This window comes from Ruegeria sp. BB7 (assembly GCF_056539365.1).
In genome coordinates this window covers 78,441-93,700 of record NZ_JBQFUV010000010.1, presented here as the reverse complement: position 1 = coordinate 93,700, position 15,260 = coordinate 78,441, and the positions used below count along the sequence as shown (strand labels likewise).

Sequence of the window (15,260 nt, the reverse complement as noted above, 5' to 3'; positions counted from 1 at the left end):
CTGTCAATCGCTAAACTTCCGGAGCCTTTGCAAAGGGCAAATGACCGGTTTTCATCCAAACCTTTGCGCCCTCAGGACCAGCAGTGATTGACAGATTTTGACCTTCAGGCAGACGCAGCCAGCCGGTCGGGTGCAAAACATCGTCTCCGACTGTGATGGTGCCCTCTATGACCAGCAGTTCGATGCCGCCCGCAGCGTCTGAGGCAAAGGATGCGTCCGGTTCAAGGTGGCTATAGGTGACGATCTCCCTCGCGTCTCTGTGTAGGACTGCCGTTGCTACGCCGTTCACTGGCGCGGGCAGCTCGTCCGTCATGTTTTTGCGGAACTGGTTGCGGTCCTGCATGTCGAACTGCCAAAGTTTGACGAAAATGGTGCAGCCAGATTCAGACCCTGGCGTGTGCGATGTCGTGGGCGGATTGCGCACATAGGTACCGGCGGGATAGTCGCCGTGTTCGTCCTGAAAGACACCCTCAAGCACGATGAATTCCTCTCCGCCTGTATGAGTGTGGGCCGAAAAATGGCTGCCCGGTGCATAGCGTACGATAGTGGTTGCGCGGGCGACTTCGCCACCGATGCGGTCCAACATGCGCCGGTCCACGCCTTTCATCGGCGAGGCTTGCCATTCAAGTTGATCCGAATGAACAACGACGCGGGAAGAGAAGTCCGAGTTAAGTTCCATGAGGGTATGGTTCCTTTTGACAGCGGGATTTCAATGGCATCACTCATCAGAGGATTGCGCTCGCATTACCTACCTAGTGATAGGTAGATGATTTTGCAATGTCAGATCCGTTGTGATTTACGGGTTCAAGGAGTTGTGACGGTCCTAGGTTTCATGATCTGCGCAATTGACCGGCCAGATGCTCGATGAGCGCGCGTATCCGCGCAGTAAGATGGCGGTTTTGCGGATAAACAGCATAAAGACCCAACGAGACCGCCTCCTGCGCCTCAAACAACAATTGCAGCTGACCTGAGTTCAAAAACGGTTGCGCTGTGTACATGGGGATACGCCCGATCCCCAATCCATCAGATGCCATATTGGCCACGGCGCGTGGCGAATTCGCGCGAAAATTGCCTGTCACGGTAACCGAGTATTCACCGTCTGGCCCTTTAAATGACCAGTGGTCCGTGTGGTTTCCAACGGTCTGCAACAGGCAGTTATGGGTGGCAAGTGCTGCAGGTTCACTTGGCATTCCATGAAGCGCCAAATAGTCAGGCGAAACGCAGCACACGATCCGCATGTCCATGAGTTTGCGTGCCACAAGGCTTGAATCCTTTAGCGCCCCAAATCGAATAGCCAGATCATAACCTTCCTCGACCATTGAAACGTGATGATCCGATAGGTGAAGATCGATCGAAACCTTTGGGTGTTGGGCCTGAAACGGCTTTAGTAGATGGATCAACTCGGCCGAACCATAGCCTGTTGGCGCTGTAATCCGAATTCGTCCGGCCAATTCGGACTGCCGTTGCTGGACCAGACCTTCCAGTTCATCAAACTGCTCCAAGAGCGGCAGGCAGCGCTCAAAGTAGGACCGTCCGGTATCGGTCAGGGTTACGCTGCGGGTCGTGCGGTTGAACAGCTGCGCGTTCAGCCGGTCCTCTAACTGTCCCACATATTTGCTGGCTAGCTTGGTGCTGATGCCAACCTGTCGTGCGCCTTCGGTGAACGAGGAATGCGCGGCCACGGCCGCGAAAGCGCGCATACCTTGAATCGTATCCATTATCTACACCACGTTCATAGTTAATCACCGTATTGATATATTATCGCCTAAGGGCAATCAAACTAAGTCTGGTGCTCAGATGCTAATCCTCAGCCGAATTCCAAATCAGAGAAAGAGCTATCAGATGTCCAATACGATCCGAATCCACAGTTTCCCGCTGTCCGGTCACGCCCATCGGGCAGTTTTGTTTGCCAGGCTCGCTGGCATCAAGCACGACGTGATTGATGTCGATCTCGCCGCCGGAGAGCATAAACGAGAGCCGTTTCTATCGCTGAATTCGGTGGGTCAGGTACCCGTACTAGAAGATGGCGACGTGGTTGTTACCGACAGCAACGCAATTCTGGTCTATCTGGCCCGGAAATACGCCCCGTCCTACCTCCCGTCAGATCCGGTGCTTGAGGCAGAAGTGCAGAAGTTCCTGACACTCGCCGCTGGTGAGATCGCTTTTGGTCCGGCAGCTGCAAGGCTGATCACCGTATTCAACGCGCCCTATGATACGGAGTTCACGCATATGATCGCTGCAAGAGTTCTTAAAAAGCTGGATGCACACCTGGAAGGGCGCGATTGGCTGGTCGGTGATGCGCCCACCATCGCTGATGTGGCGATCTACAGCTACACCGCGCATGCTCCCGAAGGCGGTGTTTCGTTGGAACCCTATGCGAACGTGCGCCGCTTGCTAAGCAATATTGAGGCGCTGAACGGATTTGTGCCGATGCCCAGTACGGCTGTTGGCCTAAACGCGGCCTAATTCGAACGACCCCCGGTCAGTTGCGTGCAGATGCAACTGGCCACCCACCCCTAGACATATGAGGTCCGCCATGAATGCTCCGGTCACAGCACAAAAGTCGCCGTTTCATACAGGCGAACAGGATATGCAATCCCGCGTTGGCATGCGCAAAGAGATCGAGGAATTGGGCCGCAACTTCATTCGCCCGTTCATGCCTGACCAACACCGGGAATTCTTTGGCAAACTACCCTTCATCGTCATCGGCAGCGTCAATCCCGACGGGTGGCCCTGGGCATCAATGCTCTCGGGGCGACCGGGGTTCATGAGCTCGCCGCACAACACGCGACTTGATATCGAGGCCCGACCTTTGGCGGATGACCCTCTTGGCGCCGCTCTGGAAACTGGCGCGCCCATCGGCCTTGTCGGGGTGGAGTTGTCCACCCGCCGCCGTAACCGCATGAATGCCACGGTCGGTCTGGTTGAAGGCGATGGTTTCTCGCTGGATGTGGTGCAGTCCTTTGGTAATTGCCCGCAATATATCCAGACCCACGAAGTTTCGTTTGTGCGGGAGCCGGACGCCATTATCGAACGGCGGCGTAGCGACCGCTTTTTTGAACTGGACGCGCAGGCCAGTGCGATGATCAGTTCGGCCATTTCATTTTATGTCGCTAGTTCGGCAAACACTCCGGACCACACGGGCGTGGATGTCTCGCACCGGGGTGGGCGGTCCGGGTTCGTTAAGGTCGAAGGCAATAGTCTTCTGGTGCCGGATTTTGCGGGCAATAATTTCTTCAACACGCTGGGCAATTTTCTGGTGAATCCGCGTGCGGGTTTGTTATTCCCAGATTATCAGACCGGCGATGTGCTGATGTTAACCGGGACGGTCGAAGTTCTGCCGGAGGACCACCCTGAAATCGCAGGTTTCCAAGGTGCAAGTCGAGGTTGGCGGTTTCATCTGTACCAAGGTTTGCGCATTTATGACACGCTGCCATTCCGGGCCGAATTGCAGGAGTTTTCGCCCAACAGCCTGATGGCGGACAGCTGGCAGGCGGTCGAAGATCGGCAAAAGGCCGAAGTGCTGCGGCGACAATGGCGCTCGATGCGCGTGGCCTCGGTACATGACGAAAGCAAGACGATCCGTTCATTCAACCTTGAGCCAGCGGATGGATTGCCCACGCCGTCCTTTGAAGCAGGCCAGTTCCTGACGATCCGCGTCAGCCCTGACGGCAAAAAACCGATGATGCGGACCTATACAGTTTCCTCTGCGCCGGGTGACCCCGGATACCGTATTTCTGTTAAACGCGAACCCGATGGCATCGTGTCGAAATATCTTCACGATGTGATCTCCGTCGGAGATCTGGTCGAGGTCAAAGCCCCTCGGGGTCAGTTTTACCTGAACGCTGATGAGACCCGTCCTGCCGTGTTACTCGCGGGCGGGGTCGGGGTAACACCGATAATGTCGATGACCCGCCATGTCCTTAACGAAGGACAGCGGACGAGGCACACACGCCAGCTTACCATTTTCCATGCTGCTCAAACTGTCTCACAGCGGGCGTTTCACGCTGATCTACGCCGGGCCGAAGCCACAAGCGGTGGCAAAGTCCGTTATGTCTCGGTCATTTCCCGGCCCGAGCATGACTTCCGTGAAGGTAAGGATTTTGATGCCAAGGGTCACATCACGCCCGAATTGATCCAAAACACGCTTCCATTGGATGATTATGACTTCTTCCTCTGTGGGCCGCCGCCCTTTATGCAGGCCGTTTACAATATGCTGCGTGATCTTGGGGCCCGTGACGACCGGATATTTGCCGAAAGCTTTGGGCCAGCCGCGCTAAAGCGGCGTTCGGATGGTACGCCTGCTTCGTTCCACTCCGAGCCCGAGGCCCAAGCGGCTTTGGTCACTTTTGCAGCCAGCGGGAAAGACGTGCAGTGGAAGCGCAACGACCCGACATTGCTGGAAACTGCCGAAGCGCTGGGATTGTCGCCATCATTCTCGTGCCGAAGCGGGTCGTGCGGCAGTTGTCTGACCCGCAAGACCAAAGGCCAAGTTGCGTATCGCACCAAGCCAGAGGCAGATCATTCCGAAGATGAGGTGCTGATCTGTTGTGCCGTACCTGCCGAAGGTTCGGATGAGGTGGTGCTCGACCTTTGAAGGGCGTGGCGTGGTTGGTGGGAAAGCCGGACTATACGCCTCTTTTTTGAAACGGTTCGGGACATTGGCTTGAGTGGAGAGTAGAAAGGTTTGAAAGTTCAGCCGAAAATGTGAGGAAGCCTAATGACCGTCTCCAAACTCAGAACAACTTCGGGCAATGGTCGTACATTTGACAGTGTGCTCGACACGATCGGGAATACACCGACGATCCGGATCAACAATTTGGGGCCAGAAGGTATCAATCTGTTCGTGAAATTCGAGGCGTTCAATCCCGCAGGGTCGGTCAAGGATCGGCTGGCCGTCAACATTATCGAGGCGGCCGAGCGCAGTGGAGCGCTGAAACCGGGTCAAACGGTTGTCGAAGCCACCAGCGGCAATACCGGCATTGGTCTGGCAATGGTCTGTGCGCAGAAAGGTTATCCGTTGGTGGTGACCATGGCCGAGAGCTTCTCGACCGAACGCCGCCGGTTGATGCGTATGCTGGGGGCCAAGGTTGTTCTGACGCCAAAGGCAGAAAAAGGCTTTGGCATGTATCGTAAAGCCGCTGAGTTGGCCGAGGAGCACGGCTGGTTTTTGGCGCGTCAGTTCGAGACGCAAGCCAATGCAGAAATTCACGCCGCAACAACTGCGCAGGAAATTTTGGGCGACTTCAATGGCGAGCGGCTGGATTATTTTGTGACGGGCTATGGTACCGGCGGCACGGTTACGGGTGTTTCGCGGGTTTTGCGTACTGAGCGCCCCGACACTAAAATCATTCTTTCCGAGCCCGCCAACGCGCAGATTGTGGGCAGTGGACTCGCCACTGAACGGGGTGCGGACAATGATCCCGTCGCGAGTCACCCGGCGTTTGAGCCGCATGTGATACAAGGCTGGACACCCGATTTCATCCCTGCGGTTTTGCAGGAGACCATCGACAACAACTATTTCGACCAATTGATCCCCGTTGCTGGTCCTGACGGGGTAAAATGGGCGCAAAAGTTGGCCAGTCAGGAGGGGATATTGACTGGCATTTCCGGTGGCGCGACCTTTGCTGTGGCGATGCAGATCGCGGAACAAGCTGAACACGGCGCGTCGGTTCTGTGCATGTTGCCTGACACGGGCGAGCGGTATCTCAGCACGCCTCTGTTCGATGATTTCCCCGTGGACATGACAGAAGAAGAGGCATCAATCTCACGTTCGACGCCGGGGTATCACATTAGCTGACGGTTGCTTAATTTCCCCCGTATCTGCAATGATATTTGGAGGTTACGGGGGATGCGCATGCGAAATGGTCTGTGGTCGCTGACAGTTGCAGTCGTTTTGGCCGTTGCGATTGGCTTTACACCAGAGAGTCGGGCTCAGGATACAGCGTCTGGCGCACAGAACCCGACTCTGACCGAGGTGAAGAAGATCATGGATCGCCGCTGTGTCGTCTGCCACAGCTGCTATGACGCGCCGTGTCAGTTGAAACTCACCTCTTTTGCGGGGGTGCAACGTGGGGCTAGTAAACAAGCCGTTTATCATACCGAACGCCTGACCGATGCGCAGCCCACACGACTTGGCGTTGATGCGCAAACCGTGCCGCAATGGCGCACGTTGGGGTTTCATTCAGTTACCCGTGATCCGGGGCAGGGTTCTGGCCCGAGCCTGCTGGAACGGTATCTCGAGCTGGGCCGCCACAACCCGCTGCCGGTCAATGCGCCTTTACCCGATCAACTGGGCTTGGCGCTGGACCGTCCTTTGGTTTGTCCGACGTCCGGCGAATTTGAAACCTTCAGTCGCGATCATTCGCTGGCGGGCATGCCCTATGGTACAGCTCCGCTTGCGGATGACGAGTATCAGACCCTTGTGGCTTGGGTTCGCAGCGGTGTGTCGTTACCAGCCGCTGCATCCGACATCCCCCGTAAAATTCAGGACCAGATAGCAGAGTGGGAGGCATTCCTGAACTCAGATGATCCAAGGTCCAAGTTGATGAGCCGGTATCTTTATGAACACCTCTTTCTGGCTCGGCTTCATTTTCAAGGTGATGATCCCAGACGTTTCTTCCAGCTCGTGCGCTCTGCCACCGAACCGGGTGAAGCCATTGATATCATTGCCACGCGGCGGCCGTTTGACGATCCCGGTGCGAAGCCGTTCTACTACCGGTTGGAGCAGGTCAGCGAAACGATCGTACACAAGGAACACTTGGTCTATCTGCTTGGGCCGGATCGCATGGCGCGCTATCGGCAGTTGTTCCTTGACACTGATTGGGCGTTGGGCGCGCTGCCCCCTTACGGAGATACCGAGGGCGGCAACCCGTTCACGACCTTCATGCAGATACCGGCCAAAAGCCGCTATCAGTTCCTATTGGACGATGCGCTGTTTTTCGTCCGCAGCTTTATTCGCGGACCCGTGTGCCACGGAGAGACTGCGGTAGATGTGATCGAAGATCGGTTTTGGGTCAGTTTCCTGGATCCCGATGCAGATTTGTCGGTCACGGACCCGAGTTATCTGCAGGAAGGTGCCAGCTACCTTGAACTGCCCGTCTCAGAAGCTGACGCAAGTGTGCTGGGCTCGTTACAAGGGTTCTCGCACAAAAACCAGGTGCGGTACCTCGAATTTAGGGATGCGCGATATAGAAACGCTCCCGTTTACGAGACCGGGTTTGACTATAGTGCGATTTGGGATGGTGATGGCACCAATCCCAACGCGCTGATTACGGTGTTTCGCCATTTCGATAATGCCTCGGCCATGACCGGTTTTCACGGTGATATTCCGGAAACCGCGTGGGTCATCGATTTCCCGATTTTTGAGCGCATCTACTATGACCTTGTCGCGGGCTACGATGTATTCGGTCGGGTCGAGCATCAATTGGCCACCCGGCTGTACATGGATGAACTGAGAATGGAGAGCGAGGATACGTTTCTGTTTTTCATGCCAAGGGGCGTCCGGCCTCAGATGCATAAAAACTGGTATCAGGGTACGCTTGCCGAATTGCATACCTATTGGCACCGCCGCCGAGTCGACGACAGTTTCCCCGCCGGTATTACCTATGAAACCGCCACGCCCAAGCGCGAGTTCCTCCTGAACCTGCTTGAACGCGGCAACGGGCTGTGGCCCGTCACGGACCCGATCAACAGATGTCCTGACGGTGAGTGCCCTGTGGATCAGTTGAGCGAGGCGCTGCGCGATCTGGCAAACCAATCTGGTGATTGGGTGAATTATCTGCCGGATCTGTCTGTTCTTTTGGTCGAGCAGGAAGGCGGGACGATTGAGCCTTTCACCCTTGTCCATGACAAGGCGCATTACAACGTCGCGTTTCTGTTTGATGAAAAGGCGAGGCGAAATCCCAAAGAAGACGTTTTAACAGTTCTTCCGGGCCTGATCGGCAGCTATCCCAATTTCTTTTTCCACCTTCGTCAGGATCAGTTGCCCTCGTTCATAGCCGCGCTGAAATCCGTTCAATCGCAAGACAACTATATGGCCGTGGTGGCCGAGTTTGGGGTGCGCCGGACCAGCCCGAATTTTTGGGCGCTTAGCGATCAGGTTAATGAGGAGTTTCTGAACCGGGAACCCGTCCAGGCGGGACTCTTTGATCTGAACCGGTACAAAGACCCTAAGTCAGGCGATAAGCCCGACTGAAAGCTGTATTGCTTGGGGTTTTGATTGGGCTTGAGGGCCGCGGACTTGCTCGATTGCCAGTTGACACCTACGTTTAAATTATGTGGTCCTTCGCAGATATTCGCCCAGATTACAGCCGGGCCGAGCGTGTCAGCGACGGAGTTGTGCATATATTAGGGGTGGCGTCAGCCCTGGTCGCGGTTCCGGTCCTGATTACGGCCACTGCCCAAAACCGATCCGAGCCCGAGACTGTCCTGGGCGTTTTTGTCTACGGCGTTGCGCTGGTGCTGATGCTCACGTTTTCGGCGCTGTATAATATGGTTGAAAGTGAAAGGTGGGCGGACTTGCTGCGCCGGCTCGACCACTCGGGCATTTATGTGAAAATAGCAGGTACCTACACGCCGTTTCTGTTGCTGCCGGGTGTTCAGGCGCCGGGACTTTTGATCGGTCTTTGGTCATCTGCAACGCTGGGGTTTGTGCTCAAGATTATCGATCCTGGTCGTTTTCGATGGTTTGGGTTGGCGTTGTATCTGATGATGGGTTGGGCTGTTGTCTGGGCTGGGCAGTCTATGCTGTCAGCGCTTACCCCGACGGTTGTCTGGCTGATCATCGCAGGCGGCATTGTCTATACAGTCGGTGTTCTGTTTTACCTTTGCGAACAGCTGCCCTTTCATAACACGATCTGGCACGTTTTCGTTCTGGCGGGCAGCGCGCTATTTTTCATCGCGATTTCTGTGCAAATTCTGTTTGATCCGCAGCCGGTTGTCTGAGTCTCAGCACAATGCATGGTTTCAAGGTGTAGGGCCTAATTGGATCGTAATCCGTGTAGCCTGCGTCCCGCATTGGTAATCTCCAACCGTAGGTCAAGCAGAAACGAAGCCCTCGGTATGCCGACACGGCCAAATGTCGATCAGGACGTGGGGTTAAAGATCATCTGCTGGATCAGACCCACAAGTACAGCTGTCCGTTTGTGCGCGGCATAGCCGCGCGGTGCGTATTGGTTGACCAGTTTTCAGTTGTAGTTTGTGTATCTATCGATATTAAAAAGCTTAGGCATGGAGTTTCGGATAGATTATCGATAAAATGGAAAACACCTCCCCCAATTGGACCCGCGAGGCGGCGCAGGCCGTATATGACCTTCCTCTGATGGATTTGCTGTTCCGCGCGCAAACCGTGCACCGCGAGAATTTTGATCCAAACAAAATTCAGACCTCCAAGCTGCTGTCGATCAAGACAGGCGGCTGCGCCGAGGATTGTTCCTATTGCTCACAGTCAGCCCGCAATGGCTCGCAATTGTCGGCCTCCAAGCTGATTGAGGTGCAGCGCGTGCTGACCGAGGCCCGCAAGGCAAAAGACGGCGGTGCAACCCGGTTCTGTATGGGAGCTGCCTGGCGTGAGCCCAAAGACCGCGACATGGACGCACTTGTTGCCATGGTCGAAGGTGTTCGCGACATGGGAATGGAAACCTGCATGACGCTGGGCATGCTGGACGAAGATCAGGTTTTCCGCCTGCGCGATGCCGGGCTGGATTACTACAACCATAACATCGACACGTCCGAGCGTTACTACCCCGAGGTCATCACCACCCGCACATTCTCTGACCGACTTGATACGCTGAGTCGGGTGCAGGACGCCGGGATCAAGGTATGCTCTGGCGGCATCCTTGGCATGGGTGAGGAAATTCAGGACCGCATGGATATGTTGGTGACGCTAGCCAATATGGGGCCTGCACCTGAATCGGTGCCAATCAACATGCTGATGCCTCAGGAAGACACGCCACTGGCTGATGCCAAACCAATCGACCCGATCGAATTTGTGCGCGTTATTGCCACCGCTCGGATCATGATGCCGAAATCCTATGTGCGTCTGTCAGCTGGCCGCAGCGACATGAGCGATGAGCATCAGGCGATGTGTTTTCTGGCCGGTGCGAACTCGATCTTTGTAGGGGAAACGCTGCTGACAGCAGAAAACCCCGAAGAGGACACGGATGCAATCCTGTTTGCCAAGCTGGGGCTGGAAGCCGAAACCGTGGCGGGGCAAAGCTGTGCGGAAGCAGCTGAATGAAAGCATTGGGTCGCCTGAACTCGATGCTTGAAAACCTAAGCGCCCGGCATCGCCGCCGGGTGCTGGCCCCGAGGCGCGGCCTGGATTTCGCTTCGAATGATTATCTGGGGCTGGCAGAATCCCCTCTGCTTCAGCGCGCGGCACAGAATGCTTTGCAACGCGGTGTGCCGCTTGGTTCGGGCGGATCGCGTTTGCTGCGTGGGAACCATCGCGAACACGAAGCGTTGGAACAGGAAGCTGCCGCTTTTTTCGGGGCCGAGGCCGCCTTATTCATGGGTGGCGGTTTTCAGGCCAACCAGGCGATTTTCTCGACCCTGCCCGCCGCAGGCGACTTGATCCTGCATGATGAATTGGTTCACGCCAGCGCCCATGAAGGCATGCGTATCGGTCGTGCCGACACACGCTCTTTTGCCCATAATGATGTGACGGATGCCCGCCGCGCGATTGCGGAATGGTTGGCCGCCGGTGGCTCTGGTCAAATTTGGATTGCTGTTGAAAGCATCTATTCGATGGAAGGCGATATTGCGCCTCTGAACGCGTTATCGGATCTGGCCGTTGAACATAGCGCGGTGCTTGTCGTTGACGAAGCGCATGCCACCGGTGTCTTTGGCCCGAACGGCAGGGGCATGGCGCATGGTCTGTCGGCCGAGGTTCTGACGTTGCATACCTGCGGAAAGGGATTGGGCGTCTCGGGCGGTTTGATCTGTGGGCCTCGGGTCATGATCGATACGCTGATCAATCGCGCACGACCGTTCATCTTTGCGACCGCACCGTCGCCCTTCAACGCGGCCCTCGTGAGGGCGGTACTGGAGACCCTACAAGAAGATTCTTCGCTGACCGAGGCGGCAGTTGCCCGCATGCGTCACGCTCATGTCGAAGCTGCGCGCTGTTGTTTGCCCCAAAATACGCTGAATAGCCAAATTATCCCAGCCATTACAGGGGATGACGAACGGACGATGGCGATGGCTTCTACTTTGCTGGAACAAGGTTTCGACGTTCGAGGTATTCGCCCGCCTACGGTTCCGCGCGGCACATCGCGTTTGCGTGTGTCCGTCACTGGTAATGTCACGATGTCCAATATCTCTGCCCTGTTTGAAGCGTTGGCTCTCCATCAAAGTGAGGCCGCATGAGCACCGTCATCGTCACCGGGACAGACACCGGCATTGGCAAAACGATATTTGCGGCGGGTCTTACTGCCGCCCTTGGCGCGCGGTATTGGAAGCCGGTGCAATCGGGGTTGGAAGAGACGACCGACTCGGAAATTGTAAAGGCCTTGTCCGATGTCGAGATCCTGCCCGAGGCTTATCGGCTGAACAGACCAGCGTCGCCGCATTTGTCTGCCGAAGACATGGGGGTTGAGATTGATCCTGCCCGCCTGGCATTGCCGCAGGTTGATGGGCCCTTGGTGGTCGAAGGGGCGGGCGGGTTGATGGTGCCGCTGAACCGTCAGGTGTTTTTCCTTGATGTAATCGCCCAGTGGCAGGCGCCGGTGGTGCTTGTGGCACGCACGGCTTTAGGAACGATCAACCACACAACCCTATCCCTGATGGCTCTGCGGAATGCTGGCTGTGAGGTGCTCGGGGTCGCGTTCGTCGGCGATGCAGAACCGGATGTCGAACAAACCATCGCCGAGATGGGCAGCACACGGCATCTGGGTCGTTTACCCTTCATTGATCCATTGTCCCGCGACACACTGGCCAATGCTTTCTCTGCAATCGACGTCGACACAATCCGGAGCGCCCTATGACCCCGTTGGAGTTTGACGCACGCCATCTGTGGCATCCATACACCAACGTGTTGCAGCCTGGACCGATGCACCTGATCAGCAGTGCGGATGGCGTCTGGCTGACCACCGAGGATGGAACGCAGATGATCGACGCGATGTCGTCGTGGTGGTGTGCGGTGCATGGGCATCGTCACCCCGCCATTATCGGCGCGATGCAGGCGCAGTTGGATCAGATGCCGCATGTGATGTTCGGCGGGCTGACCCATTCGCCGGCGATTGAGCTGGGCCGCAGGCTTATCGAGATGTTACCCGACGGGCTGGACCGCATTTTCTACAGCGACAGTGGTTCGGTTGCCATCGAAGTGGCGCTGAAGATGGCGGTACAATACCAGATGGCGCAGGGCCGCAAACAGCGCACGCAATTTGCCACCATCCGAGGCGGTTATCACGGCGACACTTGGAAGGCGATGAGTGTCTGTGACCCGGTCAACGGGATGCATGGGCTTTTTGCGGGGGCCTTGTCGGTCCAGCACTTCCTGCCGCGCCCGCAGATTGCATTTGGTCAAGAATGGTCAGAAGACGGCGAGACAAACGGCCTGAACGCGCTGGAAAACCTATTGCAAGCTAAGGCCGATCAGATCGCGGGCCTGATCCTGGAACCTGTCGTGCAAGGGGCGGGGGGGATGTATTTCTATCATCCGACCTGGCTGCAACGGGCCTATGAGATGTGCAAGGCGCATGACGTGCTGGTTATCTTCGATGAGATTGCCACCGGTTTTGGCCGTACCGGAGAGTTGTTCGCGCTGCACCATGCCGATGTGGTTCCGGATATCCTCTGCGTCGGTAAAGCGCTGACGGGTGGGCATATTACACTGGCCGCGACAGTCACAACCGAAACTGTTGCCCGCCGGATCGGCGAAAGCGAAGCGGGTGTGATGATGCACGGCCCGACCTATATGGCCAACCCTTTAGCCTGTGCGGCGGCTGTGGCCAGCCTTGATCAGTTGGCGGTGCGGGATTGGCGCGGCGAAGTAAGCGCCATTGCCGATCAGATGACGCACGAACTGGCCCCAGCCCGAGATTTGCCGGGTGTTGCCGATGTGCGCGTACTGGGGGCAATCGGCGTCATCGAAATGGAAGGTTGGGTCGATCCGTCAGTCGCGCATGGGTTGGCTCTTGAAACCGGCGTGTGGCTGCGCCCTTTTGCGCGCAATATCTATTGCATGCCGCCCTATATCATGGCCCCGGATGAGCTGAGCCGCGTGACAACTGCCATGGTTTCGCTGGCACGAGGAATGTCATGAAACAGCGCTGGTTGTCCCGTTTGGGCACCAAAGAGGTGCTTGTGATCTTCGGGGGTTGGGCCCTTGGAGCTGCGCCTTTCGAAAGTGTGGCGGGCGACATGGATGTTCTACTGGTTGAGGATTACACCCGACTGGATGATTCACTGACTGATCTTGTGTCGTTTGACCGGGTCAATTTGCTTGCCTTTTCCTTCGGCGTAGCATCGGCGGCGCACTGGTTGGCGCAAACGGGATTTCGACCGGATAAACTGACTGCAATAAGCGGTACACTGTACCCCGCGGACCCCGAATGCGGTATTGCGCCGGACTTGATCCGCGCGACTGCCGAGCATCTAAGCCCCGCCAATTTTACCAAATTCTGCCGCCGGGCTGGTTTGGACGGGCCTGCGCCTGAAATCGACATCGACGCTGCTCGGGCCGAGCTTTATGCGGTGATCGACCGCGGTACGGCCCCCGACACCCGTTTCGATCGGATTTGGATTCCAGAACGCGACCGCATTATCCCAAGTCAGGCACAACATGCTGCCTGGGTCACTCAACAAGAAGCGGTCCGACGTATTTCCGGTGCGCATGTCCCCTTCCAAAGTGGGCAAAGCTGGGAGGAGTGGCTCGTATGAACGCCCAGATGACCGACCGTGTTCAGCGCAGTTTCAGCCGCAGCTTTCGCACATATCATGATGCGGCCTGTCAGCAGGCCCGGATTGCAGAGCGCCTGGCCCAGGACTTGCGCAAAAGCGGTGCACCGCAGCAATTTACCTCGGCATTGGAGTTTGGTTGTGGGACCGGGTTTCTGACACAGCGGCTCTGCGCGCAATTTACTTTTAACAAGCTGACGATTAACGACCTGTCACCCGAAGCCCGGGAAACAGCCGACGGCTTTGGCGCTGATTTCCTGTGCGGTGACGCCGAGACTGTTGCTTGGCCCAAGCGCCCGGATCTGATTGCATCGGCTTCGATGATTCAATGGCTTCACGACCCCGTAGCATTTATGCGTCGCGCGGCCATTGCAATGGCACCGGGTGGTTGGTTGGCGATTTCGGGGTTTGGCCCCGGGCAATATCGCGAACTGGTGCATGTTGGTTCGGCAGCCAAGGCACCTGGATTGTGCAGAGTGGAAAAGCTGGTCAGTGCGGTTGATGGCCTTCTGGATGTCATCTCTTATGGTGAAGACGAGCGGCAGATGCGGTTCTCGACACCCAGAAAAGTGTTGGATCATCTGCGTAAAACCGGCGTGAATGGCCGCGCGCAGAAACCTTGGACAAAATCCAGCCTGCTTGCGTTCAGCAATGACTATTGCCAGCGGTTTGGCGATGCGGGTGGGGTTTCATTGACCTATCACCCGACCTGGATCATAGCGCGAAAACCAGACACGGTTTAGGGTAGCCGGGTCAGGTGGCGCTGCATCACTGCATGCGCTTTTGCCGCGTCGCGATCCTTGATGGCGGCCAGAATGGCGTTATGATCCGGATCGGCGCGCTGTCGCCATTTCCCTGTGTGCAGGTTGTTGAAATGCCACGCATACAGCAGTTGCAAATTTTGGATTTCAGCGATCATACGCGGCATATTGCAGGCCGCTATTACAGCCATGTGAAAACGTTGATTGGCATCCTCCCAATCATCCGCCGTCTGCGCCTTGTCGCATTCTTCGTTCACCTGTTCGATCTGCGCGATCTGACGAGCGGTCAGGTTTGGCACCGAATGCAGCAATGCCACCGGCTCAAGCGCTCGGCGCATGACCCGAAGTTCCTGAATTGCGTTCTGATCCATGGGGGCCACGCACATTCCGCGACGAGGCAGGCCGACTACCAGCCCCTTTGAGGCAAGGTGCAGCAGAGCCTCGCGCACAGTGACCTGACTGACGCCGAATTCACGCGCAATCAGGTCTTGCCGCAGCTTTTCGTCTGGCTTCAAGGCACCGCTAACAATGCGCGCCGAGAGTTTGTGCGCAATGTCATCCGATTTCTTCATTTGCTGCTCGGACACTTGGCCT

Annotated in this window: 14 protein-coding genes; 11 read left to right on the top strand and 3 right to left on the bottom strand. The window is 56.5% G+C overall.

Annotated features, from left to right (window positions below; genetic code table 11):
- Positions 1–10: 10 nt before the first annotated feature.
- Both ACR0D7_RS14910 and ACR0D7_RS14905 read right to left on the bottom strand, forming a co-directional pair.
- The gene (locus tag ACR0D7_RS14910; protein WP_480679693.1) at positions 11–679 is read right to left on the bottom strand and encodes a cupin domain-containing protein; all 669 of its coding nucleotides are present in this window, start codon (positions 677–679) and stop codon (positions 11–13) included.
- A 151-nt stretch (positions 680–830) separates the two neighbouring features.
- A complete protein-coding gene (locus ACR0D7_RS14905; protein ID WP_480679692.1) occupies positions 831–1,718 on the bottom strand; it encodes a LysR family transcriptional regulator in 888 nt (295 codons plus the stop codon).
- A 124-nt stretch (positions 1,719–1,842) separates the two neighbouring features.
- On the opposite strand from ACR0D7_RS14905, the gene ACR0D7_RS14900 reads away from it, so the two are divergent.
- The 11 genes from ACR0D7_RS14900 (at position 1,843) to ACR0D7_RS14850 (ending at position 14,648) form a co-directional block, all read left to right on the top strand.
- Positions 1,843–2,466: a glutathione S-transferase family protein gene (locus tag ACR0D7_RS14900; RefSeq protein WP_480679691.1), complete on the top strand. Its 624-nt coding sequence runs from the start codon at positions 1,843–1,845 to the stop codon at positions 2,464–2,466.
- A gap of 70 nt (positions 2,467–2,536) precedes the next feature.
- Positions 2,537–4,597 (top strand): FAD-binding oxidoreductase, encoded by a 2,061-nt coding sequence (locus tag ACR0D7_RS14895; protein ID WP_480679690.1) that lies wholly within the window; start codon positions 2,537–2,539, stop codon positions 4,595–4,597.
- A 123-nt stretch (positions 4,598–4,720) separates the two neighbouring features.
- Complete coding sequence (gene cysK, locus ACR0D7_RS14890) at positions 4,721–5,800, top strand: cysteine synthase A (protein WP_480679689.1); 1,080 nt, start codon at positions 4,721–4,723, stop codon at positions 5,798–5,800.
- 57 nt (positions 5,801–5,857) lie between these two features.
- Complete coding sequence (locus ACR0D7_RS14885) at positions 5,858–8,197, top strand: fatty acid cis/trans isomerase (protein WP_480679688.1); 2,340 nt, start codon at positions 5,858–5,860, stop codon at positions 8,195–8,197.
- A gap of 80 nt (positions 8,198–8,277) precedes the next feature.
- The gene (trhA, locus tag ACR0D7_RS14880) at positions 8,278–8,946 is read left to right on the top strand and encodes a PAQR family membrane homeostasis protein TrhA (RefSeq protein ID WP_480679687.1); all 669 of its coding nucleotides are present in this window, start codon (positions 8,278–8,280) and stop codon (positions 8,944–8,946) included.
- Between the two features lie 313 nt (positions 8,947–9,259).
- Positions 9,260–10,240: a biotin synthase BioB gene (gene bioB, locus ACR0D7_RS14875; RefSeq protein ID WP_480679686.1), complete on the top strand. Its 981-nt coding sequence runs from the start codon at positions 9,260–9,262 to the stop codon at positions 10,238–10,240.
- On the top strand, positions 10,237–11,370 hold the full coding sequence (locus tag ACR0D7_RS14870; RefSeq protein ID WP_480679685.1) for an 8-amino-7-oxononanoate synthase: 1,134 nt from the start codon (positions 10,237–10,239) through the stop codon (positions 11,368–11,370). The genes bioB and ACR0D7_RS14870 overlap by 4 nt, the downstream gene beginning before the upstream one ends.
- Positions 11,367–11,987, top strand: coding sequence for a dethiobiotin synthase (gene bioD, locus ACR0D7_RS14865; RefSeq protein ID WP_480679684.1), 621 nt, complete (start codon positions 11,367–11,369; stop codon positions 11,985–11,987). The genes ACR0D7_RS14870 and bioD overlap by 4 nt, the downstream gene beginning before the upstream one ends.
- Entirely contained in the window at positions 11,984–13,270 is a 1,287-nt protein-coding gene (gene bioA, locus ACR0D7_RS14860) for an adenosylmethionine--8-amino-7-oxononanoate transaminase (RefSeq protein ID WP_480679683.1), read from the top strand. Before bioD ends, bioA begins: the two co-directional genes overlap by 4 nt.
- Positions 13,267–13,887 (top strand): pimeloyl-ACP methyl esterase BioG family protein, encoded by a 621-nt coding sequence (locus ACR0D7_RS14855; RefSeq protein WP_480679682.1) that lies wholly within the window; start codon positions 13,267–13,269, stop codon positions 13,885–13,887. The genes bioA and ACR0D7_RS14855 overlap by 4 nt, the downstream gene beginning before the upstream one ends.
- Positions 13,884–14,648, top strand: coding sequence for a methyltransferase domain-containing protein (locus ACR0D7_RS14850; protein WP_480679681.1), 765 nt, complete (start codon positions 13,884–13,886; stop codon positions 14,646–14,648). The genes ACR0D7_RS14855 and ACR0D7_RS14850 overlap by 4 nt, the downstream gene beginning before the upstream one ends.
- Here ACR0D7_RS14850 and ACR0D7_RS14845 read toward each other — a convergent pair.
- Positions 14,645–15,253: a GntR family transcriptional regulator gene (locus ACR0D7_RS14845; RefSeq protein WP_480679680.1), complete on the bottom strand. Its 609-nt coding sequence runs from the start codon at positions 15,251–15,253 to the stop codon at positions 14,645–14,647. The two genes, ACR0D7_RS14850 and ACR0D7_RS14845, sit on opposite strands and share 4 nt — an antisense overlap.
- Positions 15,254–15,260 lie beyond the last annotated feature (7 nt).

Coding starts and splice junctions, on each gene's coding strand:
- cysK (WP_480679689.1), top strand. CDS start 4,721: ATGACCGTCTCCAAACTCAGAACAACTTCGGGCAATGGTCGTACATTT.
- ACR0D7_RS14910 (WP_480679693.1), bottom strand. CDS start 679: ATGGAACTTAACTCGGACTTCTCTTCCCGCGTCGTTGTTCATTCGGAT.
- ACR0D7_RS14905 (WP_480679692.1), bottom strand. CDS start 1,718: ATGGATACGATTCAAGGTATGCGCGCTTTCGCGGCCGTGGCCGCGCAT.
- ACR0D7_RS14900 (WP_480679691.1), top strand. CDS start 1,843: ATGTCCAATACGATCCGAATCCACAGTTTCCCGCTGTCCGGTCACGCC.
- ACR0D7_RS14870 (WP_480679685.1), top strand. CDS start 10,237: ATGAAAGCATTGGGTCGCCTGAACTCGATGCTTGAAAACCTAAGCGCC.
- trhA (WP_480679687.1), top strand. CDS start 8,278: ATGTGGTCCTTCGCAGATATTCGCCCAGATTACAGCCGGGCCGAGCGT.
- ACR0D7_RS14850 (WP_480679681.1), top strand. CDS start 13,884: ATGAACGCCCAGATGACCGACCGTGTTCAGCGCAGTTTCAGCCGCAGC.
- bioD (WP_480679684.1), top strand. CDS start 11,367: ATGAGCACCGTCATCGTCACCGGGACAGACACCGGCATTGGCAAAACG.
- ACR0D7_RS14855 (WP_480679682.1), top strand. CDS start 13,267: ATGAAACAGCGCTGGTTGTCCCGTTTGGGCACCAAAGAGGTGCTTGTG.
- bioA (WP_480679683.1), top strand. CDS start 11,984: ATGACCCCGTTGGAGTTTGACGCACGCCATCTGTGGCATCCATACACC.
- ACR0D7_RS14895 (WP_480679690.1), top strand. CDS start 2,537: ATGAATGCTCCGGTCACAGCACAAAAGTCGCCGTTTCATACAGGCGAA.
- bioB (WP_480679686.1), top strand. CDS start 9,260: ATGGAAAACACCTCCCCCAATTGGACCCGCGAGGCGGCGCAGGCCGTA.
- ACR0D7_RS14885 (WP_480679688.1), top strand. CDS start 5,858: ATGCGAAATGGTCTGTGGTCGCTGACAGTTGCAGTCGTTTTGGCCGTT.